Origin of the sequence: Mycolicibacterium celeriflavum, from assembly GCF_010731795.1 — a bacterium.
GTDB lineage: Bacteria > Actinomycetota > Actinomycetes > Mycobacteriales > Mycobacteriaceae > Mycobacterium > Mycobacterium celeriflavum.
In genome coordinates this window covers 4479187-4503952 of sequence record NZ_AP022591.1, presented here as the reverse complement: position 1 = coordinate 4503952, position 24766 = coordinate 4479187, and the positions used below count along the sequence as shown (strand labels likewise).

18 protein-coding genes and 1 pseudogene are annotated in these 24766 nt (G+C 66.8%); 14 read left to right on the top strand and 5 right to left on the bottom strand.

Annotation, left to right across the window (positions count from 1 at the left end):
• Nucleotides 1-27: 27 nt before the first annotated feature.
• The 6 genes from G6N18_RS21590 to G6N18_RS21565 are packed head-to-tail and all read left to right on the top strand — an operon-like array spanning nucleotide 28 to nucleotide 8021.
• Entirely contained in the window at nucleotides 28-117 is a 90-nt protein-coding gene (locus G6N18_RS21590; protein ID WP_109749572.1) for a potassium-transporting ATPase subunit F, read from the top strand.
• Nucleotides 117-1787 (top strand): potassium-transporting ATPase subunit KdpA, encoded by a 1671-nt coding sequence (gene kdpA, locus G6N18_RS21585; protein WP_083006483.1) that lies wholly within the window; start codon nucleotides 117-119, stop codon nucleotides 1785-1787. The genes G6N18_RS21590 and kdpA overlap by 1 nt, the downstream gene beginning before the upstream one ends.
• Nucleotides 1787-3931 carry a potassium-transporting ATPase subunit KdpB gene (gene kdpB, locus G6N18_RS21580; protein ID WP_083006481.1) on the top strand — a complete coding sequence of 715 codons (2145 nt, stop codon included), beginning with the start codon at nucleotides 1787-1789 and terminating at the stop codon, nucleotides 3929-3931. Before kdpA ends, kdpB begins: the two co-directional genes overlap by 1 nt.
• A gap of 1 nt (nucleotide 3932) precedes the next feature.
• Nucleotides 3933-4799, top strand: coding sequence for a potassium-transporting ATPase subunit C (locus G6N18_RS21575; protein ID WP_083006479.1), 867 nt, complete (start codon nucleotides 3933-3935; stop codon nucleotides 4797-4799).
• Nucleotides 4792-7335 carry a DUF4118 domain-containing protein gene (locus G6N18_RS21570; RefSeq protein WP_407663534.1) on the top strand — a complete coding sequence of 848 codons (2544 nt, stop codon included), beginning with the start codon at nucleotides 4792-4794 and terminating at the stop codon, nucleotides 7333-7335. Before G6N18_RS21575 ends, G6N18_RS21570 begins: the two co-directional genes overlap by 8 nt.
• Nucleotides 7332-8021 carry a response regulator gene (locus G6N18_RS21565; RefSeq protein WP_083006474.1) on the top strand — a complete coding sequence of 230 codons (690 nt, stop codon included), beginning with the start codon at nucleotides 7332-7334 and terminating at the stop codon, nucleotides 8019-8021. The genes G6N18_RS21570 and G6N18_RS21565 overlap by 4 nt, the downstream gene beginning before the upstream one ends.
• Nucleotides 8022-8023: 2 nt before the next feature.
• Here the strand turns inward: G6N18_RS21565 and G6N18_RS21560 are convergent, their stop codons facing one another.
• From G6N18_RS21560 to G6N18_RS21550, 3 genes are read right to left on the bottom strand one after another with little or no spacing between them, the layout of a single operon-like run.
• The gene (locus G6N18_RS21560) at nucleotides 8024-9619 is read right to left on the bottom strand and encodes a phytoene desaturase family protein (protein ID WP_109749571.1); all 1596 of its coding nucleotides are present in this window, start codon (nucleotides 9617-9619) and stop codon (nucleotides 8024-8026) included.
• A complete protein-coding gene (locus G6N18_RS21555; RefSeq protein ID WP_083006472.1) occupies nucleotides 9616-10392 on the bottom strand; it encodes an SDR family NAD(P)-dependent oxidoreductase in 777 nt (258 codons plus the stop codon). Before G6N18_RS21555 ends, G6N18_RS21560 begins: the two co-directional genes overlap by 4 nt.
• 55 nt (nucleotides 10393-10447) lie before the next feature.
• Nucleotides 10448-11209 (bottom strand): HNH endonuclease signature motif containing protein, encoded by a 762-nt coding sequence (locus G6N18_RS21550; RefSeq protein WP_308215040.1) that lies wholly within the window; start codon nucleotides 11207-11209, stop codon nucleotides 10448-10450.
• A 171-nt stretch (nucleotides 11210-11380) separates the two neighbouring features.
• Between G6N18_RS21550 and G6N18_RS21545 the strand changes: the two are divergent.
• Nucleotides 11381-12615: pseudogene (locus G6N18_RS21545) on the top strand (IS256 family transposase).
• Between the two features lie 14 nt (nucleotides 12616-12629).
• Here the strand turns inward: G6N18_RS21545 and G6N18_RS21540 are convergent.
• Both G6N18_RS21540 and G6N18_RS21535 read right to left on the bottom strand, forming a co-directional pair.
• On the bottom strand, nucleotides 12630-13247 hold the full coding sequence (locus G6N18_RS21540; protein WP_083004371.1) for a DUF222 domain-containing protein: 618 nt from the start codon (nucleotides 13245-13247) through the stop codon (nucleotides 12630-12632).
• A gap of 83 nt (nucleotides 13248-13330) precedes the next feature.
• The gene (locus G6N18_RS21535; protein WP_083004375.1) at nucleotides 13331-14194 is read right to left on the bottom strand and encodes an alpha/beta fold hydrolase; all 864 of its coding nucleotides are present in this window, start codon (nucleotides 14192-14194) and stop codon (nucleotides 13331-13333) included.
• Nucleotides 14195-14228: 34 nt separating this feature from the next.
• Here G6N18_RS21535 and G6N18_RS21530 point away from each other — a divergent pair, with 34 nt between their 5' ends.
• The 7 genes from G6N18_RS21530 (at nucleotide 14229) to narJ (ending at nucleotide 24766) form a co-directional block, all read left to right on the top strand.
• Nucleotides 14229-16109: a propionyl-CoA synthetase gene (locus G6N18_RS21530; protein WP_083004378.1), complete on the top strand. Its 1881-nt coding sequence runs from the start codon at nucleotides 14229-14231 to the stop codon at nucleotides 16107-16109.
• Between the two features lie 269 nt (nucleotides 16110-16378).
• The gene (locus G6N18_RS21525; RefSeq protein ID WP_067217930.1) at nucleotides 16379-16864 is read left to right on the top strand and encodes a DUF4383 domain-containing protein; all 486 of its coding nucleotides are present in this window, start codon (nucleotides 16379-16381) and stop codon (nucleotides 16862-16864) included.
• Nucleotides 16865-16957: 93 nt separating this feature from the next.
• Nucleotides 16958-17380 (top strand): DUF4383 domain-containing protein, encoded by a 423-nt coding sequence (locus G6N18_RS21520; RefSeq protein WP_083004382.1) that lies wholly within the window; start codon nucleotides 16958-16960, stop codon nucleotides 17378-17380.
• 159 nt (nucleotides 17381-17539) lie between these two features.
• Entirely contained in the window at nucleotides 17540-18760 is a 1221-nt protein-coding gene (locus tag G6N18_RS21515) for a nitrate/nitrite transporter (protein ID WP_083004385.1), read from the top strand.
• Entirely contained in the window at nucleotides 18757-22452 is a 3696-nt protein-coding gene (locus G6N18_RS21510; RefSeq protein WP_083004388.1) for a nitrate reductase subunit alpha, read from the top strand. Before G6N18_RS21515 ends, G6N18_RS21510 begins: the two co-directional genes overlap by 4 nt.
• Nucleotides 22449-24116, top strand: coding sequence for a nitrate reductase subunit beta (gene narH, locus G6N18_RS21505; RefSeq protein WP_083004392.1), 1668 nt, complete (start codon nucleotides 22449-22451; stop codon nucleotides 24114-24116). The genes G6N18_RS21510 and narH overlap by 4 nt, the downstream gene beginning before the upstream one ends.
• Nucleotides 24113-24766 carry a nitrate reductase molybdenum cofactor assembly chaperone gene (gene narJ / locus G6N18_RS21500; protein WP_083004397.1) on the top strand — a complete coding sequence of 218 codons (654 nt, stop codon included), beginning with the start codon at nucleotides 24113-24115 and terminating at the stop codon, nucleotides 24764-24766. Before narH ends, narJ begins: the two co-directional genes overlap by 4 nt.

Below are 24766 nucleotides of genomic sequence, written 5' to 3'. Positions count from 1 at the left end.
CTTGGTCCAGAAGTTGGTCGAGCGCCTGTGAGCTACGGCAACGCCGTCGGCCTCGTGCTGGCCATCCTCGTCGCGGTGTTCCTTTTCGCCGCCCTGCTGTTCCCGGAGCGGTTCTGATGAGCACGACCACCGCGGGCGTTCTCTTTCTCATCTCGCTAATCATCGGGTTGGCCCTCGTCCACGTGCCCCTCGGCGACTACATCTACCGGGTCTACTCCTCCGAGAAGCACCTGCACGGTGAGCGCGTCCTCTACCGGCTCATCGGCGCCGACCCGAACGCCGAACAGACCTGGGGCGCCTACGCCCGCAGCGTGCTCGCCTTCTCCGCGGTCAGCCTGCTGTTCCTGTTCGTCCTTCAACTGGTCCAGGGCACGCTGCCGCTGCACCTCGGCGACCCAGGCACCCCGATGACCCCCGCGCTGGCCTGGAACACCGCGGTCAGCTTCGTCACGAACACCAACTGGCAGGCCTACTCCGGCGAGTCGACCCAGGGCCACCTCGTGCAGATGGCCGGCCTGGCGGTGCAGAACTTCGTCTCCGCCGCGGTCGGCATGGCCGTCGCGATGGCGTTCGTCCGTGGCCTGGCCCGACGCAATACGACCGAACTCGGCAACTTCTGGGTCGACCTCACCCGCGGCTCCATCCGAATCTTGTTGCCAATCTCCATCATCGGCGCGACGATCCTCGTCGCCGGCGGGGTGATCCAGAACTTCGGCCTGCACGATCAGGTCGTCACCACGTTGACCGGTGCCCAACAGACCATCCCCGGCGGTCCGGTCGCCAGCCAGGAAGTCATCAAGCTGCTCGGCACCAACGGCGGCGGCTTCTTCAACGCCAACTCCGCGCACCCGTTCGAAAACCCCACTGCATGGACCAACTGGGTGGAGATCTTCCTGCTGTCCTGCATCGCGTTCTCGCTACCCCGCACCTTCGGCCGCATGGTCGACAGCCGTAAGCAGGGTTACGCGATCGTCGCGGTCATGTCGACCATCGCGCTGCTCAGCGTCACGCTGATCCTGACCTTCCAATTGCAGCACCACGGAACGGTTCCCACCGCGCTCGGCGCATCCACCGAAGGCGTCGAGCAGCGCTTCGGCGTCGCGAACTCCGCCGTGTTCGCCGACCTGACGACGCTGACGTCGACCGGCGCGGTCAACTCGTTCCACGACTCCTACACCAGCCTCGGCGGCATGATGACGCTGTTCAACATGCAACTCGGCGAGATCGCCCCCGGCGGCGTCGGTTCGGGCCTCTACGGCATGCTGATCCTCGCGATCATCACCGTGTTCATCGCCGGACTGATGGTCGGCCGCACGCCGGAGTACCTCGGTAAGAAGATCACTCCACACGAAATCAAGCTCGCCGCAACCTATTTCCTCGTCACACCCCTTATCGTACTGACCGGCACTGCCCTGGCGATGGCGATGCTCGGTCAGCGCGCCGGCATGCTCAACACCGGACCACACGGCCTGTCGGAGGTGCTCTACGCGTTCACCTCCGCCGGCAACAACAACGGTTCGGCGTTCGCGGGTCTGTCGGTCAACACCGAGTGGTACAACACCGCACTGGGGCTAGCGATGCTCTTCGGCCGGTTCCTGCCGATCATCTTCGTCCTCGCGCTGGCCGGATCGCTGGCTCGCCAAGGCAAAACACCAGAGTCGGTCGGCACGCTGCCCACCCACCGGCCCCAGTTCGTCGGCATGGTCGCCGGTGTCACGCTGATCCTGGTCGCCCTCACCTTCCTTCCCATGCTCGCGCTGGGCCCACTCGCCGAAGGAATCCATTGATGTCCGCAGCCACCATTGCCCCCGCTCCAATGGAGCAGAGACCCAAGGCACCCACGCGAATCCAGGGTGGACTGCTCGATCCGAAGTTGTTGTGGACGTCGATACCCGACGCACTGCGCAAACTGGACCCGCGCACACTGTGGCGCAATCCGGTCATGGCCATCGTCGAACTCGGCGCGGTGTGGAGCAGTCTGCTGGCCCTTACCGAGCCCTCGTGGTTCGCGTGGCTGATCGTGTGGTGGTTGTGGCTGACGGTAATCTTCGCCAACCTCGCCGAGGCGGTGGCTGAGGGCCGCGGCAAGGCGCAGGCAGAGACACTCCGAAAGACCAAGTCGGCCACCATGGCCCGGCGCCTGACCGGCTGGTCCTCCGGCGCACCCGGCCGCGAGGAACTCATTGCCGCGCCGCTCCTGCAACAGGGTGACGTCGTCGTCGTCGAAGCCGGCCAGACCATCCCCGGTGACGGCGATGTAGTGGAAGGCATTGCGTCGGTGGATGAGTCGGCGATCACCGGCGAGTCTGCGCCCGTAATACGCGAATCCGGCGGCGACCGGTCCGCGGTCACCGGCGGCACCACCGTGCTGTCGGATCGCATCATCGTGCGGATCACCCAGAAGCCGGGTGAGAGCTTCATCGACCGGATGATCGCGCTCGTCGAGGGCGCCAACCGGCAGAAGACGCCCAACGAGATCGCGCTGAACATCCTGCTGGCGTCGCTGACGATCATCTTCGTGTTCGGCGTCGCGACACTGCAACCCCTGGCCATCTACTCCAAGGCCAACAACCCCGGCGTCCCGGACAGCCTGGCGCTGACCGGTGACGGCATCAGCGGCATCGTGATGGTCGCGTTGGTCGTGTGCCTCATCCCGACCACCATCGGCGCGCTGTTGTCGGCCATCGGCATCGCCGGGATGGACCGGCTCGTGCAGCGCAACGTGCTCGCGATGTCGGGCCGTGTCGTGGAGGCTGCCGGCGACGTGAACACCCTGCTGCTCGACAAGACCGGCACCATCACGCTCGGCAACCGTCAGGCCGCCGCGTTCGTCCCGATGACCGGTGTCGCAGAGGAAACGTTGGCGGACGCGGCGCAATTGTCCAGCCTCGCCGACGAGACGCCGGAAGGCCGTTCGATCGTCGTGTTCGCCAAGCAGCAGTACGGGCTGCGCGCCCGCACCCCCGGCGAACTCGAACACGCCGACTGGGTGCAGTTCAGCGCCACGACCCGGATGTCGGGCGTCGACCTCGGCGGCGGGCACAAGCTGCGCAAGGGCGCCGCCGGTTCGTTGGCCGATTGGATCCGCGCCGAGGGCGGCCGCGTCTCACCGCAATTGGATGACATCGTCGACGGCATCTCCGCCGCGGGGGGCACTCCCCTGGTCGTCGGTCAGGTCCGCGACGGCACCGCCTCGGTGCTCGGCGTGATCCACCTCAAGGACGTCGTGAAACAAGGTATGCGTCAGCGGTTCGACGAGATGCGCCGCATGGGCATCCGCACCGTCATGATCACCGGCGACAACCCGTTGACCGCCAGAGCGATTGCCGACGAGGCCGGCGTCGACGACTTCCTTGCCGAGGCCACCCCCGAGGACAAGATCGCACTGATCAAGAAGGAGCAGGCCGGTGGCAGGCTCGTTGCGATGACCGGCGACGGCACCAATGACGCGCCCGCACTCGCGCAGGCCGACGTCGGCGTCGCGATGAACACCGGGACGTCGGCGGCCAAAGAGGCCGGCAACATGGTCGACCTCGACTCCGATCCGACCAAGCTCATCGAGATCGTCGAAATCGGCAAGCAACTGCTCATCACCCGCGGTGCCCTGACCACGTTCTCGATCGCCAACGACATCGCGAAGTACTTCGCGATCATCCCCGCCCTGTTCGTCGCGCTGTTTCCCGGCCTGGACCTGCTCAACATCATGCGGTTGCACAGCCCGCAGTCGGCGATCCTGTCGGCGGTGATCTTCAACGCGTTGGTCATCATCGCGCTGATTCCGCTGTCGCTTCGCGGCGTGCGCTACACACCGAGCAACGCGTCGAAGTTGTTGAGCCGCAACCTCTCCATCTACGGGCTGGGCGGCATCGTTGCCCCGTTCGTCGGGATCAAACTCATCGACCTCGTCATCCAACTCTTCCCGGGAATGTGACGTGAACTTTTCTCAACTCGTTCGGCAACACACCGCCGCCCTGCGGGCGCTGCTGGTGCTCACCGTCATCATCGGCCTTGCCTACCCGGTGCTCATCTGGTTGATCGCCCAGATCCCCGGCCTACGCGCCAACGCCGACGGTTCTCTCGTCCAGGCGGACGGAAAGGTGGTGGGCAGCAGCCTGATCGGACAGTCGTTCACCGACGCCGACGGCAACCCACTGCCGCAGTACTTCCTGAGCCGGCCGTCCGCAGGCAATTACGACCCCCTGGCCACCGGCGCGAGCAATCTCGGGCCCGAGAGCATCGTCGACGCGCCCGACAAACCGAGCTTGCTCACCCTCATCTGCGAACGCAGCAACACGATAGGCGAACTGGACGGTGTCGACGGGTCGCGGCCGTTCTGCACGGGCGGCGGTGTCGGCGCGGTGCTTTCGGTCATCGGGCCCCGCGACGCGCGCGGCAACGTCGTGAATCCGACGCGGGTCGTCAGCGTCAACGAGCCGTGTGACACCACGCAGACACCGTTCCTCGACACCTACGAGGGCGTGCGCGTCGAATGTAGGCAGCCCGGCGAGGATTACAGCATCGGCCAGATCGTGCCGATCCGCGGCAGTGCACCCGCCGATCCCGCGGTGCCCGCCGACGCTGTCACGGCAAGCGGTAGCGGACTCGACCCCCACATCTCGGTCGCCTACGCCGACATCCAGGTCAACCGGGTCGCGGCGGCACGCGGTGTGCAGACCGACGAGATCCGCCGGCTCGTCGCCGAAAACACCGACGGCCGGGTGCTCGGGTTCCTCGGCGAGCCGACCGTCGACGTGCTCGCCCTCAACACCGCCCTCGAGAAGCTGACGTCAGGTGGATGATGGGCATGTGACCGATCCGTCCGACCACCGCAAGAAGCGCGGTGAACTGCGCATCTACCTGGGCGCGGCACCCGGGGTCGGCAAGACCTTCGCGATGCTCGGCGAGGCACACCGGCGGCTGGAACGGGGCACCGACGTGGTCGCCGCGGTGGTGGAGACGCACGGCCGCAAGAAGACGGCCGATCTGCTCGACGGCATCGAGACGATCCCGCCGAAGACGATCGAATACCGCGGCAAGGGCTTCGGAGAACTCGACGTGGCAGCGGTGCTGCGCCGTCGACCGCAGGTGGTTCTGGTCGACGAGTTGGCCCATACCAACACCACCGGCTCCAAGAATCCAAAGCGATGGCAAGACGTCGACGAACTGCTCGACGCCGGCATCACCGTCATCACGACGGTCAACGTCCAGCACCTCGAGAGCCTCAACGACGTCGTCACCCAGATCACCGGCATCGAGCAGCAGGAGAAGGTGCCCGACGAGGTGGTCCGCGCCGCGGACCAGATCGAGCTCGTCGACATCACCCCGGAAGCATTGCGGCGCAGGCTGGCTCACGGCAACGTGTACGGGCCCGAGCGCGTCGACGCGGCCCTGTCGAACTACTTCCGCAAAGGCAACCTCACGGCGCTGCGCGAACTGGCGCTGCTGTGGCTCGCCGATCAGGTCGACGCCGCGCTGGAGAAGTATCGCGAAGAGAACCAGATCACCGCCACGTGGGAGGCCCGCGAGCGGGTGGTCGTCGCGGTGACCGGCGGTCCGGAGTCGGAGACCCTGGTGCGCAGGGCATCTCGGATCGCCTCGAAGTCCAGCGCGGAACTGTTGGTGGTGCATGTTGTTCGCGGCGACGGCCTCTCGGGTGTCTCCGCGCCGCAGATGGGTAAGGTTCGCGAACTCAGCGCCAGCTTGGGCGCCACGGTGCACACCGTTGTCGGCGACGACGTACCGACCGCCTTGCTGGATTTCGCGCGAGACGAGAACGCGACGCAGTTGGTCATCGGCACGTCGCGCCGGTCACGGTGGGCGCGGATCTTCGACGAAGGCATCGGCGCGTCGGTGGTTCAGCAGTCCGGGTCGATCGACGTGCACATGGTCACTCACCCGGAGGCGCACCGGGAGTCGGTGTGGGCGCGGACCGCTCCTCGCCACAGATATCTGACCTCCTGGCTGGCTGCGGTGTTGGTCCCGTCGGCGCTGTGTGCGGTGCTGGCTCTGGTCTTGGACCCCATGCTCGACGTCGGTGGCGAAAGTGCGCTGTTCTTCGTCGGGGTGCTGGTGGTGGCTCTGCTCGGCGGTGTGGCGCCCGCTGCGCTGTCGGCGGTGTTGTCAGGCCTGCTGCTGAACTACTTTCTGATCGAACCGCGCTACACGCTGGATATCGCCCGGCCCGACAACGCGATCACCAGCGTGGTCTTGCTGGCTGTCGCTGTTGCCGTCGCTGTGCTGGTCGACAATGCCGCCAAGCGCACGCGGGAGGCCAGGCGGGCGTCCCAGGAGGCCGAACTGCTCGCATTGTTCGCCGGATCCGTGCTGCGCGGCGCTGATCTCGTCGCGCTGTTGGAGCGCGTTCGGGAGACGTATTCCCAACGCGCGGTCAGCTTGTTGCGGGTCACCGACCAGCACCCCGACGGTGACCTCGTCGCCTGTGTCGGAACCGATCCGTGCGTGACGGTCGAATCCGCCGACACTGCAATCGAAGTCGGCGACGACGAGTTCTGGATGTTGATGGCCGGCCGCAAGCTGCGCGCCCGCGACCGCAGAGTGCTGACAGCGGTCGCGAAACAAGCGGCGGGTCTGGTCAAACAACGCGAACTCGCCGAGGAAGCCGGTAAGGCCGAAGCGATCTCCCAAGCAGACGAACTGCGGCGCTCCCTGTTGTCGGCGGTCAGCCACGACCTGCGCACCCCACTGGCTGCAGCCAAGGCCGCCGTGTCGAGCCTGCGCAGCGATGACGTCGAGTTCTCCGCCGAGGACACCGCCGAATTGCACGCGACCATCGAAGAGTCGATCGACCAACTGACCGCGCTCGTCGGCAACCTGCTCGATTCGTCACGGCTCGCCGCGGGTGTTGTGAAACCGGAACTGCGGGCGGTGTATCTCGAGGAGACGGTGCAGCGAGCGCTGCTGGGAATCAGCAAGGGTGCCACGGGCTTCCGTAGGCGCGGCGTCGAACGGGTGAAGGTCGACGTGGGTGATGCCGTAGCGCTCGCCGACGGCGGCCTGCTCGAACGGGTGCTGGCCAACCTCCTCGACAACGCATTGCGGTATGCCCAGGACAGCGTGGTACGGGTGACGGCCGGCCAGGTCGGCGAGCGGGTGCTGATCGCGGTCGTCGACGAGGGTCCCGGCGTTCGCCGCGGCGCCGAGGAACGCATGTTCGCACCGTTCCAGCGGTCGGGTGACCACGACACCAGCATCGGTGTCGGGCTGGGGCTTTCGGTGGCGCGCGGTTTCGTCGAGGCGATGGGCGGCACGATCGCCGCCACCGACACCCCCGGCGGCGGGCTGACCATCGAGATCGAACTGGCGGCACCGACATGACGGTGAAGACGAGGGTGCTTGTCATCGACGACGAACCGCAGATCCTGCGGGCGCTGCGCATCAACCTGTCGGTGCGCGGCTACGAGGTGTTCACGGCCGCCAGCGGTGCCGAGGCACTCAAGACCGCGGCCGACCACCGTCCCGACGTCATCGTGCTCGACCTTGGCCTGCCGGACATGTCCGGCATCGAGGTGCTCGCCGGACTGCGCGGTTGGCTGTCCGCGCCGGTGATCGTGCTGTCGGCGCGCACCGACTCCTCCGACAAAGTCGAGGCGCTCGACGCCGGAGCCGACGACTACGTGACGAAACCGTTTGGCATGGACGAGTTCCTGGCCAGGTTGCGGGCGGCGGTGCGCCGCGCGTCGGCAGCATCGGACACCGACGAGCCCGTCGTCGACACGGCGTCGTTCACCGTCGACCTGGCCGCCAAGAAGGTCACCAAGAACGGCGCGGAGGTGCACCTCACGCCGACCGAGTGGGGCATGCTCGAGATGCTGGTTCGTAACCGCGGCAAGCTCGTCGGCCGCGAGGAGCTGCTCAAAGAGGTGTGGGGACCGGCGTACGCGAAGGAAACCCATTATCTCCGGGTGTATCTCGCGCAGTTGCGGCGCAAACTCGAGGACGACCCGTCGCATCCGGTGCATCTGCTGACCGAAGCGGGGATGGGATACCGCTTCCAGCAGTAGCCTCACCGCGTCAGCAGCGACAGGATCGCGCGGTTGAGCTGCCGGCGCGGCCAACCCCGCCGACCGTCCCCGGCCAGCGCAGCGCGGGCGGCGTTTCGGCCGCACACGCCGTGCACTCCCCCGCCCGGCGAGGCACCCGCGCTGCCGAGATAAACGTTCTCGACCGGCGTTTCGGCACCGCCGAAGCCCGGCAAAGGCCGGAAGATCAACTGCTGGAACAACTGCGATGTGCCGCCGTTGACGGCGCCCGCATGTAGGTTGGCGTCGCTGGCCTCGAGGTCGGACGGGCGCTGGATCGACTTGCCGACGATGTGGTCACCGAACCCCGGAGCATACTTCTCCAGCACCATGTCCACCGCCGCCGACAGCTGGTCGGCCGATGCATCGTCGGCGACACCTCGCGGCAGATGCGTATAGGCCCAGGCACTTTCGGTACCCTCCGGCGATCGGCTGGGGTCGGCAGTCGTCATCTGCCCGAACAGCATGAACGGGTGCAGCGGCACCGTGCCCGTGTTCAGATCGGCCATCCACCGGATCAGGCCGTCGTGGTCGGCGCCGATATGGACGGTTCCGGCGTCGCTCAGGCTCTTCGACCGCCACGGGATCGGTGCGTCGAGCGCGTAGTTGATCTTCAATACCGGTGTGTCCCAGACGAAGCGGTCGATGCTCTGCACCACCGAGTCGGGAAGGGCGTCGGCGGGCAGAAGCCGGCGGTACAGCACCGGCGCCGAGGTGTCGGCGATGACTGCACGCCGCACCCGAACGGTGTCACCGCCTGTGGCGCGCACGGACACGGCGCGGCCGTCGCGGACTTCGATCGAGTCGACCTCGTGTCCACACTCGATGTGAGCGCCCGCCGATCGTGCTCGGTTGACCAGCGCCGCGGCCAACTGTCCTGCGCCTCCGACCGGAACCGGAAATCCGCCGTCCTGCGCCATCATGATCAGCATGTAGCCCATGACGCCGCTGCCGGGCGCGTCGATGGGCACGTCGGCATGCATCGCGTTGCCCAGCAACAACAGTCGGGCCGCCTCACCGTCGAACAGGTGCTCACCCATCACACCGGCGGGTAGCAGCAGCAGGTGCGCCAGCCGCAACGCCTCGGCGGTGCCGAGTTTGCGCAGCAGACCCACCGCCCCACGCACGGGCGGAAACGGCGCGAACAATGTGTCCAGGAGCGGTTCCTTGATCTGGCGCCACTGGTCGAAGAGTCCACGCCAACGCGCTCCATCACCGGGCGAGCGTCGGTCCAGATCTTCGGCGGTACGGTCGATGTCGCGCCAGATCACCGGCGCGTCGTCGTCATCGGCCGAACGCGCGTGGCCGACCACTGCGGGTGCATGCGCCCAGCGCAGCCCGTGATCCTCGAGATGCAGCGCACGCAGAGCGGGAGACACCACGGACAACGGGTAGAAGGCGCTGTAGAGATCACTGACGAATCCCGGGAACAGTTCGGCGCTTTTCACCGCGCCGCCGGGTTGCTGCTGTGCTTCCAGAACGAGCACATCCCACCCCGCATCGGCAAGCATCGCCGCAGCGACCAGACCGTTGTGACCCGCTCCGATCACCACGGCGTCGGCGGTGGCGGACACACTCACTTCGAGATCAACCTGTTGGACGCCGCCTTCACCGAATCGGGAAGGACCCGGTTCACCAGTCCCATCGCCTTCGAAAGTGGCGACGATGCAACCACTTTCTTGTCTCCGCGCATCAGCGCGTCGTACCCCTCCTTGGCGGTTTTGCCGGGGTCATCTTTCGGCATCCGGCCGACGAGGGTGTCCAGCATGCCCGCGCGGCGGAAGAAGTTCGTGTCGGTGGGGCCCGGCATCAGCGAGGTGATGGTGACGCCGGTGTCGCGAAGCTCGTCCTGCAACGCTTCGGCGAACGACTGGACGAACGACTTGGACGCGTTGTAGACGGTCTGGTACGAGCCGGGCATCGCCGCCACGATCGAGGAGGTGAACAGCAGCTTGCCGGAGTCGGCGCCGACCATGTCTGCGAGCACGAACTTCGCCAGCTGTGTGGTTCCGCGGACATTGAGGTCGATGATGTTGAGATCCTCTTCGAGTCCCCGGTCGACGAACCGACCGGCACCGCCGGTGCCGGCGTTGAGCGCGACGGCGTCCAAGCGGCGACCGCCTTCGGTGGCGCTGCTGTAGAGCCGATCGACTTCGTCCTCTTTGCGAAGATCGACCTGCACCGCGCGCACAGCAGTTCCACCCGCGGCGAGTTTGTCGGCGCTGGCGTGGATCGCATCGTCATCGGCGGCCACGACGAGGTCGTATCCGTCGTCGGCGAACAGCTTCGCCAACTCGAAGCCGATACCGCTCGAGGCCCCGGTCACGAGCGCAAGTGGTCGTCCATCTGCCATGGTGGCGGGCTACCCGACCGGGCCTTTGTCAAACGCGCGCGACGATACCGCGGCGTCAGCTGGTGTCAGGGTCTTCGTCGTCGGGGATGAGGTAGCGCTGGGGGTGGTGGTAGTTGTTGATGCGGGCTTGGCCGGTGTCCAGTTGTGGTGGGGGAAGCCATTCGGTGCGGCCGTCTTTGCGTTTTCGGGTGCGCCAGCCGCCGGGTTTGACCCGCCGGTTATCGGGCCCACACGCCAGCGTCAGATCGCTGATGTCGGTCTTGCCATCATCGGCCCAGTCAGCGACCGCGTGATGCACCTGGCAGTGATAGGCCGGCGCGGTGCATCCGGGCCGGGTGCATCCGCGGTCCTTGGCGTAGAGCACCAGTCGTTGTCCAGTGGTGGCCAGGCGTTTGGCCCGCCCCAGATACAGCGGCTCTTCGGTGTGCTCGTCGAACACCGCCAGATAGTGAAAGGCCGCCGAGGCCTGGCGGATCACCTCACTCATCGGCACCAGTGTCCCGCCGCCGGTCACCCCGTGACCGGTCCCGGCCTGCAGCTCCCGCAGCGTGGTGGTGATCACCATGGTGGCCGGCAACCCGTTATGGCTACCCAGGGTGCCCGAAGAGAGCAGCGCCCGGCACATCGCATTCAACGCATCGTGGTTGCGCTGCCCGGTGGTGCGGGTATCGGACGACACCGCTTCGGGTGAGGGGTCGCCGTCCACGCACGGGGTCTCGTCGTCAGGGTTGCATTTGCCTGGGGCGCCGGCGGTGGCCAGAACGGCTTCCAGCGCCGCGCCGGTCGCCGGATCGAGCAGTCCACGCACCTCGCGCATACCGTCGCTGTGCTGGCGCCCCAGCCGCAGCCAGCGTTTACGGGGCGTGTCATTCCATCTGTGTAAGTCCGGGGTGGTCCATCATCGGACCGCCGTTTGGGCGGACAGAAGGAGTGTTTTGTGATCAAGACCACGCAGGTGCCGGCTGAGGACAAGTCGGCGGCGCGGCAGCTGGCCGAGACGTTCTCGGCGGAGACGTTGGATTCGTTGATCAAGGATGCGGTGAAGTCGGGTACCCCGATCGATGGCGCGGATGGTTTGCTCAACGAGTTGACCAAGGCGGTGCTGGAGCGGGCGCTGAATTCGGAGTTGACCCATCATCTGGGCTATGAGTCCGGTGATCCGGCTGGGCGCGGCTCGGGCAATTCCCGCAACGGCACCACGTCCAAGACGGTGACCACGGTCAACGGCCCGGTGCAAATCGACGCGCCGCGCGACCGCAACGGCTCCTTTGAGCCGGCGATCGTGCCGAAGAAGGCCCGTCGGCTCAACAACATCAATTCCGTTGTGCTGTCGCTGTATTCGCGCGGTATGACCACCCGCGACATCGAGGCCCACCTGGCGGAGGTGTACGGGGCTGCGGTGTCGCGGGAGTTGATCTCCAATGTCACAGACGTCGTCGTCGATGAGATCAAGGCCTGGCAGTCCCGCCCGCTCGACGAGGTCTATCCGATCCTGTATATCGACGGGCTGCGGCTGCGGATCAAGGACAACGGTGTGGTCACCACCAAGGTGGCCTATCTGGCCATTGGGGTGGATCTGGAGGGCCGCAAACATGCCCTGGGGGTGTGGATCCAAGACTCCGAGGGCGCCAAATTCTGGCAGAAAGTCGTCATCGATCTGCGCAACCGCGGGGTCCGTGACATCCTGATCGCCTGCTGCGACGGGCTGACCGGGCTGCCCGATGCGATCCGCTCGTGCTACCCCGACACCGTGGTGCAGACCTGCGTGGTGCACGTGATCCGCAACGCGATGCGGTTCGTGTCCTACAAGGACCGCAAGAAGGTCGCGACGTCGATGCGGGCGATCTACGGCGCGGCGACCGTGGAGGCCGCCGAACTCGCGCTCAAGGACTTCGACACCGCATTCGGCGCCCAGTATCCCGGCGCGATTGATGTGTGGCGCAACGCCTGGCCTGAGTTCGTGCCGTTCCTGGACTTCCCGGTGGAGCTGCGCAAGATCGTCTACACCACCAACGCGATCGAGTCGATCAACTTCCAGCTGCGCAAGATCACCAAAATCGCGGTCACTTTCCCGACAAGGACGCCGCGATGAAGTTGCTGTATCTGGGATTGCGCAACATCTCCAGCGAGAGAGGAGGCTTCTCAGGCACCGGCACTTACAACTGGACTGTGGCATTGAACACACTGGCTAGGCTGTTCCCCGGTCGAATCCCGTTGTGCTAGAGTACAACTCGTAGTCAAATCACCTCTGACTTACACAAAATTCGTGACAGGCTCCGTTTACGCGCGCGCTCCTCATCACTGAAATCCCCGTCGGGGTTCAGCAGCGCCGACAACCGCTCGGTGGCCTCGCGCAACTCCTCGGGAGTGTGCTCACTGGCGATCTGAGCCAACTGCGCTTCTGCTGCCTCGCGCACGTCGTAGGGCACCGACACCGGCAGCTGCTTGTCGAAGAACTTCGCGATGATGCGTACATGCTCGACACCGATCTGCCCGCGCGCCTGCGCAGCAGCGGTCCGGGTCAGCACCGGGTCGAGCACTTCACCGGTCATCGCGCGCCGCGGCGCCAACTCGCGCGCCTCCCGCACCCGACGCTGCGCATCGGCCTTGGAGATCCGCAACAACACCGTCAACGCCGCAGCCACACTCGGCTCACCCAACTCGGCGATCGGCGCGCGCTCGAGCTCGGCAATCAACCGATGCCCCACCGCAGCCTGCTGACGCACCAACGTCTCCCACTGCGCCGCCACCGCAAACTGCTCGCCGGTACTCAACGAATCGAACGACTCGGCAAGCAACCCGGTCAACTCGCGGCTCATCACCGCGATCCGCTCACCGATCCGCTCGAACGACATACCCGAACACTAGTTCGAACCACCGACACATCCGCCTCGGTTTGTGACTCATGAAACCACTGTGTCGCAAGGGATTACGGGCGTTAGGCCCGGGCTGTCTCCTCCGCCAGCGCGACCAGCGCGGCCCGCACCACGTCCGGCCGCTCGTCGACGACGAAGTGGCTGGCGTCGACCATCGAGACGGTGTAGTCGTCGGCGTCGGCCGTCTCCTCCGCGACGAGCGATGGATGCACTGCGGTATCGCCCGACCCGAACACGCAGCGGATCGGCACCGTGGCCCGCGGCGGGGCGGGCGCCCTGGCCGCGGCTGGTAGTTCGCGAAGCAGGAACGTGCGGTAGGTGTCCCGGCCGGTGCGAGCGACGACGGGGTCGCGGAAGCGCTCGACGTAGACGCGAACGGTTTCGGGATCGAGCTCGGAGGCGGTCCTGAACACCCGCGCGACGAAATCCGTGCGGCGTTGTAGCGGTGCGCCGACCGTGGCCAGCGGCACCTGGTACCAGAGCCGCCACAGATGCGGCGCCAGCACTTTCGGGCTCACCCACGGGTGGGCCATGTTCATCGGCAGATAGCCGTCGAAGCGCTCCGGAGCGCCGAGCACCATGCGGTACCCGACGAACGCGCCCCAGTCATGGCCGACCAACAGCACGCGGTCGAGGCCGAGCGCGTCGAGCAGAGCCAGCGCGTCGGCGGCGACGTCGTCCTTCGCCCACCGGTGCGGCGCGGGCCCCGACCAGCCGTAGCCCGGCAGATCCGGCGCGATGATCCGAAGCCCTGCGGGCGGGTCCGCCAGCAGATCCCGATACACCCAATGATGTTGCGGCCAGCCGTGCAACGCGACGACGGGACGCCCGTCGGCGGGGCCGGCTTCGGTGACGTGGAAGCGCACACCGCGGGCGTCGATAAACGACCGTCGCACTCCGTCGATGGGCGGCGGCGCAGAAGTCATAACGGGACTATAGGCGTCGCGCTACCGTGCCGGTATGGCCGGATATCGAGAACTGTTCGACGCCAGCGTCGGCGATCCAGCAGCATTTTGGGCCGACGCCGCACGCGCGGTCACGTGGACCCGGGAGCCGAAGCAGATCCTCGACGACTCCAATCCGCCGTTCTACCGCTGGTTCGCCGACGGTGAGCTCAACACCTGCGCCAACGCTCTCGACCGACACGTCGAACATGGCCGCGCCGACCAGCCCGCGCTGATCTACGACTCGCCGGTCACCGGTTCGCAGCGGACCTACACCTACCGCGAATTACTCGATGCGACAGCACGATTCGCCGGAGCTCTGCGCCGCCTCGGTGTCGGCAAGGGCGACCGCGTGGTCATCTACATGCCGATGGTGCCCGAGGCGGTGATCGCGATGCTGGCGTGCGCCCGGCTCGGCGCGGTCCACTCGGTGGTGTTCGGCGGATTCGCCGCACACGAACTCGCGGCCCGCATCGACGACGTCCGCCCGTCCGTCGTCGTCTCGGCATCGTGCGGTGTCGAGCCGACGCGCACCGTCGAATACAAGCCGATGCTCGACACGGCCCTGCAGATCGCTGAGCACAGCACCCCGAGTTGCGTGATCCTGCAACGCGACCAATGTCGTTGCGACTTCGTGCAGAACCGCGATCACGACTGGCATGAGCTGATGGCCTCCGAGGACAAAGCCGACCCCGTGCCCGTCGCCGCCACTGATCCGCTGTATGTGCTCTACACATCCGGCACCACCGGCAAGCCGAAGGGCATCGTCCGCGACAACGGCGGACACGCCGTCGCGCTGCTGTGGAGCATGCGCAACATCTACGACACCCATCCCGGCGACGTGTTCTGGGCCGCCTCCGACGTCGGCTGGGTCGTCGGCCACTCCTACATCGTCTACGGACCGCTGCTGCTGGGCGCGACGACCGTGCTCTACGAAGGCAAACCCGTTGGTACGCCGGACGCCGGTGCGTTCTGGCGCGTCGCCGCCGAGCACGGCGTGAAGACCATGTTCACCGCGCCGACCGCGATCCGGGCCATCAAGAAGGAGGACCCCGACGGCCTGCATGTCGGCAAGCACGACCTCTCGACGCTGCGGTATTTGTTCCAGGCCGGTGAACGCCTCGACCCCGGTACCTACCACTGGGCTTCGGAGAAACTCGGGGTGCCGGTGGTCGACCACTGGTGGCAGACCGAGACCGGATGGTCGATCGCGGCCAACCCGATGGGCGTTGAGCCGCAACGCATCAAGCCGGGCTCGGCTGCGCTCGCGATGCCCGGCTACGACGTCCGAATCCTGCGTCCGGACGGTTCGGAGTGCGAGCCGAACGAGGAGGGGGCGATCTGTGTCAAGCTGCCGCTGCCGCCGGGCACCCTGCCCACGCTGTGGGGCGACGACGACCGCTACATCGCCTCGTATCTGTCGGCGTTCCCCGGCTACTACCTGACCGGCGACGGCGGATACATCGACGAGGACGGCTTCCTTTTCGTGATGGGACGGACCGACGACGTGATCAACGTCGCCGGGCACCGGATGTCGACGGGATCGGTCGAGGCCGTGCTGGCCGCCCATCCCGCGGTCGCCGAGTGTGCGGTGATCGGCGTCAGCGACGAGATCAAGGGCCAGGTGCCGCGCGGCTTCGTCGTACTCAAAGCGGGCGCCAAGGCCGACCGGTTGGCCGAGGAACTGGTCGAGGCGGTACGAGAGTACATCGGCGCGGTCGCGTCTCTGAAGGTCGTCGACGTCGTGGCGGCGTTGCCCAAGACCCGGTCCGGCAAGATCCTGCGCAAAACCATGCGGGGCATCGCCGAAGGTCGAGACGAACCGGTCCCCTCGACGATCGAGGACCCAGCGGTGCTCGATGCGCTGAAGCCTATCCTGCGCGGCGGCGCCGGTTAGCCCGCGCAAACATCGTCATATCGGCATATATTCGTTGTTGCGTCCGTGTTTTCGCCGTCGCGATCGGGGCGTCACGACAAGAGGAGTTGATCTGCGATGCGTACACCTCCGGCCAAGGCCAAGACCGGCTGTTCCTGCAACTGCCACAAGTGCGATCAGGGTCATCACTGCGGAAACGCCCCCAACTGCTACGTGAGGAAGTAGCCCGAACCACGTTTGCCGCGCCTTTCCCCGGGTAGTTCTCGGCTCACCCGATGAAAGGAACAACGATGGTCAGCAGTCACCCGCCGGGGCCGACGGCGGCATCCCGATACGGCTCACCTGTTCAAAAGGCCGCCCTCGCCGTCGGTGCGGTATTCCTGCTCGTCGGCATCTTGGGCTTCATCCCCGGAATCACCACGAACTACGACACCATGACGTTCGCGGGCCATCATTCCGACGCCCACCTGCTCGGCATCTTCAACGTCTCGATCCTGCACAACATCGTGCACCTGCTGTTCGGTGTGGCCGGAGTGCTGATGGCACGCACGTTCGCCGGCGCTCGCGCTTTCCTGATCGGCGGCGGCGTGATCTACCTGCTGCTCTTCGTGTACGGCCTGGTCATCGACCATGACAGCGCAGCGAACTTCGTGCCGTTGAACACCGCCGACAACTGGCTGCACCTGGCACTCGCGGTCGGCATGATCGCACTCGGCGCGCTGCTGTCACGACAAGTCATCGACGGGAACTCGCCGATCAGACGCAACACCCGCTAGCGACGACGACGCCGTTCCCGACCCGGTTAACGTCCGGCCGGGCGGGGTATCACCTGCAGGTCCGTCAATAACAGGTCCGGACGGAGGCGAGGGATGGCGAGGGCTCCCAAGTACATGGCTGTGCAGGCGGCAGCGTTCTTCATGGGCGCCGCGTTGATCATTTTCGGTGTCCTCGGGTTCATTCCGGGCATCACGCAGGACTACGACCGGCTGGACTGGTTCGGCCCCGAGTCCGGTGCCCGCCTGTTCGGCGTGATCGCGGTGTCCGGGCTGCACAACGCGGTCAACCTGGTGATCGGCGCGCTCGGGTTGGTGATGGCGCGTAGCTACGCCGCGGCCCGGGCGTACTTCCTCGGTGGCGGCCTCGTGTACTTCGCGCTGTGGGCTCACGCGTTGAGCGTGTTGCACGCGTTCGACTGGATGCGGTTCAGCCTGGGCGTCGTCATGGTCATCCTCGGCTTGACACTGGCGGGCCAGCGCGACCCGACTCGGCGCCACAGCAGGATTCGCGCCTGAACGGGCCACAAACGAAAACACAAGAGAACGGCCGGGTTTGACCTCGCGCCGGGGGATGTCGTGGCCCGCTGACCGACCGGGCCCGGCGGTGTCGACTGTGCCGCAGCGCATTTCCTGAAAAGTAACGTGCGCGTTGCATACACATGGTTGTCTGGGTGGGTGACCACGGCGACCACGCCGGACACCGGCGTTCGACGCACTCTGAACTTGGCCCTGGCCACGTGGGTCTCCGCCATCAACTTCTGGGCCTGGAACATGATTGGCCCGCTGTCAACCACCTATGCCGCCGACCTGACGCTGAGCAGCACCGAGGCCTCGATGCTGGTCGCGACGCCGATCCTGGTCGGCGCGCTCGGCCGGATCGTCGTGGGGTCACTCACCGACCGGTTCGGCGGCCGGGCGATGTTCATCGCGATCTCGGTGATCTCGATCGTGCCGGTGCTCGCGGTCGGCGCCGCCGGCTCGGCCGGGTCCTACCCGATGCTGCTGGTGTGCGGGTTCTTCCTGGGCATCGCCGGCACCGTCTTCGCCGTCGGCATCCCGTTCGCGAACAACTGGTATGACGCGTCGCGGCGCGGGTTCGCCACCGGCGTGTTCGGGATGGGCATGGTGGGCACCGCGCTGTCGGCGTTCTTCACCCCCCGGTTCGTCAGCTGGTTCGGGTTGTTTGCCACCCACGTCATCATCGCGGTCGCGTTGGCACTCACTGCCGCCCTGTGCCTGGTGCTCATGCGCAACTCGCCGACATTCGCGCCGAACACCGACCGCGTTCTGCCCAAGCTGAGGGCCGCCGCCAAACTGTCGGTCACCTGGGAGATGTCGTTTCTCTACGCGATCGTGTTCGGCGGGTTCGTGGCGTTCAGCAACTACCTGCCGACCTACATCAAGACCATCTACGGCTTCTCGGCGGTCGACGCGGGCGCGCGCACCGCGGGGTTCGCGCTGGCCGCCGTGCTCGCCCGGCCCGTGGGCGGGGCGCTGGCCGACCGCTTCGCGCCGAAGTACGTGGTGCTGGCGTCGTTCGGCGGCACCGCGCTGATGGCGCTCATCGCCATGCTGCAGCCACCGCCGGACGTGTTGTCGGCGGCTACCTTCATCACGCTGGCGGTGTTCCTCGGCATCGGCACCGGCGGCGTGTTCGCGTGGGTCGCGCATCGCTCGCCGCGCAATTCTGTCGGTTCGGTCACCGGAATCGTCTCGGCCGCAGGCGGTTTGGGCGGTTACTTCCCGCCGCTGGTGATGGGCTCGACCTACGACGCCGCCGAGAACGACTACTCGGTCGGGCTTGTTCTGCTGGTGGCGACCGCGCTGATCGCGTTCGGCTACACCGCACTGCGGCTGCATGCCCACGAGCCGCAACCCGAGGAGGCGCCAAAGTGACCATCACGCCGCACATCGGCGGCCGGATCGAGGAACTGCTCGAACGCAGCGGCCGGTTCTTCACCCCCGGTGAGGCCTCCCCCGACGGGCGTACCGTGCACCGCCGTGGCGGCCGTGAAGGCGACATCTTCTACCGCGACCGGTGGAGCCACGACAAGGTCGTCCGGTCCACCCACGGCGTGAACTGCACCGGGTCGTGCTCGTGGAAGATCTACGTCAAGGACGGCATCATCACCTGGGAGACGCAGGAGACCGACTATCCGTCGGTCGGGCCGGACCGTCCGGAGTACGAACCGCGGGGCTGTCCGCGCGGTGCCGCGTTCTCCTGGTACACGTATTCGCCGACGCGGGTGCGCTACCCGTATGCGCGCGGGGAACTGGTGCGGATGTACCGCGAGGCCAAGTCGCGGCTCGCCGATCCGGTGTTCGCGTGGGCCGACATTCAGGCCGACCCTGATCGTCGCCGGCGCTACCAACGGGCCCGGGGCAAGGGCGGCCTGGTGCGGGTGAGTTGGGCCGAGGCCACCGAGATGATCGCGGCCGCCCACATCCACACCATCAAGCAGTACGGACCCGACCGCGTGGCGGGATTCTCGCCGATTCCGGCGATGTCGATGGTGTCGTTCGCCGCGGGCTCGCGGTTCATCGAGTTGGTCGGCGGCGTGATGACGTCCTTCTACGACTGGTATGCCGACCTTCCGGTGGCCTCCCCGCAGGTTTTCGGCGACCAGACCGACGTACCGGAATCCGGTGACTGGTGGGACGCGTCGTATCTGATGATGTGGGGCTCCAACGTGCCGGTGACCCGAACGCCGGACGCGCACTGGATGACCGAGGTGCGCTACCGCGGGACGAAGGTCGTCAGTGTCAGCCCCGACTACGCCGACAACACCAAGTTCGCCGACGAGTGGATGCCGTGCGCGGCGGGCACCGACGGCGCGTTGGCGATGGCGATGGGCCACGTGGTGCTGTCGGAATTCTTTGTCAAGCAACGGGTTCCGTTTTTCGTCGACTATGTGCGCAAGTTCACCGACCTGCCGTTCCTGGTCAAGCTCGAGGACCGCGACGGCAGGCTTGTCCCGGGTAAGAACCTCACCGCGGCCGATCTCGGCGGCGAGCCGGCGGCGCAGGAGAACGCGGCGTTCAAACCGGTGCTGCTCGACGGGGCCACCGACAGCGTCGCGGTGCCGCAGGGCTCATTGGGCTTCCGGTTCGGGGACGACGGGATCACCAAGTGGAACCTGGAACTCGGTGACCTCGTGCCGGCGTTGACGGTGCTGCGGGCCGAAGGCGGTGAGGCGGCAGAGGTCTCGTTGCCACGCTTCGACACCTTCGACGGGCACGGCGAGACGCTGATCCGCGGCGTGCCGGTGCGACGGGTCGGTGAACACCTGGTGTGCACGGTGTTCGACCTGATGCTGGCGCAGTACGGCGTGGCCCGGCCAGGGCTGCCCGGCGACTGGCCCACCGGTTACGACGACCCCAGCCGGCCCTACACCCCGGCCTGGCAGGAGCAGGTCACCGGAGTGGCTGCGACACAAGTGATCCGAATCGCCAAGGAGTTCGCGCGCAACGCCGAGGAATCCAACGGCCGGTCGATGATCATCATGGGCGCGGGCATCTGCCAGTGGTTCCACGGCGACGCCACCTACCGCGCCGTACTCGCACTGGTGTTGCTCACCGGTGCGATGGGGCGCAACGGCGGCGGCTGGGCCCACTACGTCGGGCAGGAGAAGTGCCGTCCGGTGACGGGCTGGTCGGCGTTGGCGATGGGCACCGACTGGTCGCGGCCCCCGCGGCAGGTGCCCGGCACCTCTTACTGGTACGTCCACACCGATCAGTGGCGCTACGACGGTTATCGCGCCGACGCGCTGTCCAGTCCGCTGGGCCGCGGCCGGTTCCGGGACCGGCACACCATGGACGTGCTCGCCTCGTCGGCGGCGATGGGCTGGAGCCCGTTTTATCCGCAGTTCGACCGCTCGAGCCTCGACGTGGCCGACGACGCCCGCGCCGCCGGGCAGGACGTCGCCACCTACGTCACCGAGCAACTCGCCGATGGCCGGCTCAAGCTGGCCGTCACCGACCCCGACAACCCGGCGAACTGGCCGCGGGTGTTGTCCGTCTGGCGGGCGAACCTGCTCGGCTCGTCGAGCAAGGGCAACGAGTACTTCCTGCGTCATCTGCTCGGCACCGACTCCAACCTGCAGGCAGAGCCGACGCCGGAGGCGGTGCGGCCCAACGACATCGCGTGGACTCCGGACATCCCCGAGGGCAAGCTCGACATGCTGATGTCGATCGACTTCCGGATGACCTCCACCACGTTGCTCTCGGACGTGGTGCTGCCCGCGGCCACTTGGTATGAGAAGCACGACCTGTCGAGCACCGACATGCACCCCTACGTGCACGCGTTCACCCCGGCCGTCGACCCGCCGTGGGAAACGCACTCCGACTTCGAGGCGTTCGGTGCCATCGCCCGGGTATTCAGCGGGCTGGCGGCCAAACACCTCGGTGTGCGCAGCGACGTGGTGCTCGGCGCCTTTCAGCACGACACCGCCGGCGCGATGGCCTATCGCGGCGGGACCGAAAGCGATTGGCGCACCACCGGAGACGCGCCGGTGCCCGGTAAGACCATGGGCCCGCTGGCGGTGGTGGAACGCGACTATCCAGCGGTCGCGGAGAAGTGGGCGACGCTGGGTCCGCTCGTCGAGCGCCTCGGCCTGACGACCAAGGGCGTCACCGTCCACCCCGACGAGGAAGTCGAGCAACTCGCGGCCAAGTTCGGGGTGATGAACTCCGGTCGGGCCGAGGGCCGGCCGGCGATCAACACCGCCGAGCGGATGGCCGAGGCGATCCTGGCGCTGTCGGGAACAAGCAACGGGCGCCTAGCCGTGCAGGGGTTCCGCGAGTTGGAGCGCCGGACCGGGCGGCGTCTGGTGCATCTGGCCGAGGGCAGCGAGGAACGCCGAATCACGTTCGCCGACACCCAGGCCCGGCCCGTCCCGGTGATCACCAGCCCCGAGTGGTCGGGCAGCGAGACCGGTGGGCGCCGGTATGCGCCGTTCACGGTCAACATCGAAGAACTCAAACCGTTTCACACGCTGACCGGGCGAATGCACTTCTACCTCGACCACGACTGGTTGGAGGAACTCGGCGAGCAGTTGCCGACGTACCGTCCGCCGCTGGACATGTCGCGGCTGTTCGGTGACTCGGCGGTGGGTGAGCACGACGGGGTGGCACTGACCGTCCGGTATCTGACACCGCACTCGAAGTGGTCGATCCACTCCGAGTACCAGGACAACCTGTTCATGCTGTCGTTGTCGCGCGGCGGCCCGACGATGTGGATGAGCCCTGCCGACGCCGCGAAAATCTCGGTGCACGACAACGACTGGGTCGAGGCGGTCAACCGCAACGGCGTGCTGGTGTGCCGGGCGATCGTGTCGCACCGGATGCCCGAGGGTGTGGTGTTCGTCTACCACGTGCAGGAGCGCACTATCGACGTGCCGCTGAGCGAGACCACCGGTAAGCGCGGGGGCATCCACAACTCGCTGACCCGCCTGCTGATCAAGCCCAGCCACCTCGCCGGCGGATACGCCCAGATGGCGTTCGCGTTCAACTATCTCGGCCCGACCGGCAATCAGCGCGACGAGGTGACGGTGGTGCGGCGCCGGAGCCAGGAGGTGACCTACCAGTGAAAGTCATGGCGCAGATGGCGATGGTGATGAACCTCGACAAATGCATCGGCTGCCACACCTGCTCGGTGACGTGCAAACAGGCCTGGACCAACCGGCCCGGCACCGAGTACGTCTGGTTCAACAACGTCGAAACCCGTCCCGGCCAAGGGTATCCACGCACCTACGAAGATCAGGAGCGCTGGCGTGGCGGCTGGATACGCGACCGCAAGGGCCGGCTGCGGCTGCGCGACGGCGGCCGGCTCAGCAAGCTGCTGCGGATCTTCGCCAACCCGAAGATGCCCAGCATCAGCGACTACTACGAGCCGTGGACCTACGACTACGAGAACCTGACCAAGGCGCCGCTGGGCGAGCACATGCCGGTGGCGCCGCCGCGCAGCCTGATCAGCGGCAAACCGATGAAGGTCGAGTGGTCGGCGAACTGGGACGACGACCTCGGCGGCTCGCCGGAGATCCTGTCCGGAGATCCGGTGCTGCAGAAGGTGAGCGAACAGGTCCGACTCGAACTCGAGCAGACGTACATGTTCTATCTGCCCCGCATCTGCGAGCACTGCCTCAACCCCTCCTGCGTGGCGTCGTGCCCGTCGGGTGCGATGTACAAGCGCTCCGAAGACGGCATCGTGCTGGTCGATCAGGACCGCTGCCGCGGCTGGCGGATGTGTGTGTCGGGATGTCCTTACAAGAAGGTGTATTTCAACCACAAGACCGGCAAGGCCGAGAAGTGCACGTTCTGCTATCCGCGCATCGAGGTCGGCCTGCCGACGGTGTGCTCGGAGACCTGTGTGGGCCGGCTGCGGTATTTGGGCCTGGTGTTCTACGACGTCGACCGGGTGCTCGAGGCCGCCTCGGTGGAGAACGACACCGACCTGTACGAGGCACAGAAGTCGATCATCCTGGACCCGCACGACCCCGCTGTGATCGCCGGCGCCCGGGCCGAGGGCATCTCGGAGGAGTGGATCGAGGCCGCGCAGCGCTCACCGGTGTACGCCCTGATCCACCGCTATCAGGTGGCGCTGCCCCTGCATCCGGAGTACCGGACCATGCCGATGGTCTGGTACATCCCGCCGCTGTCACCGGTGGTCGACGCCGTCGCCCGCGACGGCCACGACGCCGAGGAACTGGGCAACCTGTTCGGCGCGCTGGAGGCGCTGCGCATTCCGATCGAGTACCTCGCCGGGCTGTTCACCGCCGGCGACACCGCTGTGGTGGAAGGCGTGCTGCGGCGACTGGCCGCGATGCGGTCCTACATGCGCGACATCAGCCTGGGCCGGGAGACCCAGCCGCACATCCCGCAGTCGGTGGGAATGACCGAAGAGCAGATCTACGAGATGTACCGTCTGCTCGCGCTCGCGAAATACGAAGAGCGCTACGTCATTCCGACCGCGTATGTCGCCGATGCACACGCATTGGAGTCACAGGCGCTCGAGGAGCCCGGCTGCTCGCTGTCGTTCGAGGGCGGGCCGGGTATGTACGATTCGGGGCCGTTCGGCGAGGCGAGCGGGGGCCCGGTACCGGTGGCGGTGGAGAGCTTCCACGCGCTGCACCACCGGCAGACCAGTGAGGGAATAGCCGTCACCGAGTCGCGCCCGTCACGGGTCAACCTGCTCAACTGGGACGGCCGTGGCGAGCCCAGCGGGATCTTCCCCGACCGGAAGCTGGAGCAGTGAAACTCCGCAGAGGCCAACGGGAATCGACGCTCGAGCATCGACTGGTGTGGCAGGCCGCCGCGCTGCTGTTGGCCTACCCGGACGATCAGCAAGCCGAGCGGCTGACCACCGTCGAGGAACTGCTGGCCCACCTGTCGGGCAGACCCGCAGATCTCCTCGGCGACACCGTCGCCGCGGTGCAGGCGATCGAGCCGATCCAGGCGCAGATCGACTATGTCGACACGTTCGACATGCGGCGCCGCGCCACGATGTACCTGACCTACTGGACCGCCGGCGACACCCGTAACCGCGGCAACGACATGCTGGCGTTCACCCGCGCCTATCGGGAAGCCGGGGTCGACCCGCCGCAGCGCGAGGCCCCCGACTACCTCCCGGTGGTGCTGGAGTTCGCGGCAACCGTCGATCCGGCGGCGGGACGACGTCTTCTCATCGAGCACCGGGTGCCGATCGACCTGCTTCGCGACGCGTTGGAACAGTCGCGGTCGCCCTACCTGCACACGGTGACCGCCGTCTGCGAGACGCTTCCACTGCGCACCGACTCGGAAACCCTGCGGGCGCAGCGGCTGGCCGCCGCCGGTCCGCCGACCGAATCCGTTGGGCTGCAACCATTCACGTTGACCGTGCCGCCACGACGCACCCAGGGAGTTTGA

Bases quoted from the DNA above. Each gene is read 5' to 3' on its own strand.
- G6N18_RS21540 (WP_083004371.1), bottom strand. From the start codon at position 13,247: ATGTCGTTCGAGCGGATCGGTGAGCGGATCGCGGTGATGAGCCGCGAG.
- kdpB (WP_083006481.1), top strand. From the start codon at position 1,787: ATGTCCGCAGCCACCATTGCCCCCGCTCCAATGGAGCAGAGACCCAAG.
- G6N18_RS21535 (WP_083004375.1), bottom strand. From the start codon at position 14,194: ATGACTTCTGCGCCGCCGCCCATCGACGGAGTGCGACGGTCGTTTATC.
- kdpA (WP_083006483.1), top strand. From the start codon at position 117: ATGAGCACGACCACCGCGGGCGTTCTCTTTCTCATCTCGCTAATCATC.
- G6N18_RS21555 (WP_083006472.1), bottom strand. From the start codon at position 10,392: ATGGCAGATGGACGACCACTTGCGCTCGTGACCGGGGCCTCGAGCGGT.
- G6N18_RS21530 (WP_083004378.1), top strand. From the start codon at position 14,229: ATGGCCGGATATCGAGAACTGTTCGACGCCAGCGTCGGCGATCCAGCA.
- G6N18_RS21565 (WP_083006474.1), top strand. From the start codon at position 7,332: ATGACGGTGAAGACGAGGGTGCTTGTCATCGACGACGAACCGCAGATC.
- G6N18_RS21525 (WP_067217930.1), top strand. From the start codon at position 16,379: ATGGTCAGCAGTCACCCGCCGGGGCCGACGGCGGCATCCCGATACGGC.
- G6N18_RS21520 (WP_083004382.1), top strand. From the start codon at position 16,958: ATGGCGAGGGCTCCCAAGTACATGGCTGTGCAGGCGGCAGCGTTCTTC.
- G6N18_RS21550 (WP_308215040.1), bottom strand. From the start codon at position 11,209: ATGCGCGAGGTGCGTGGACTGCTCGATCCGGCGACCGGCGCGGCGCTG.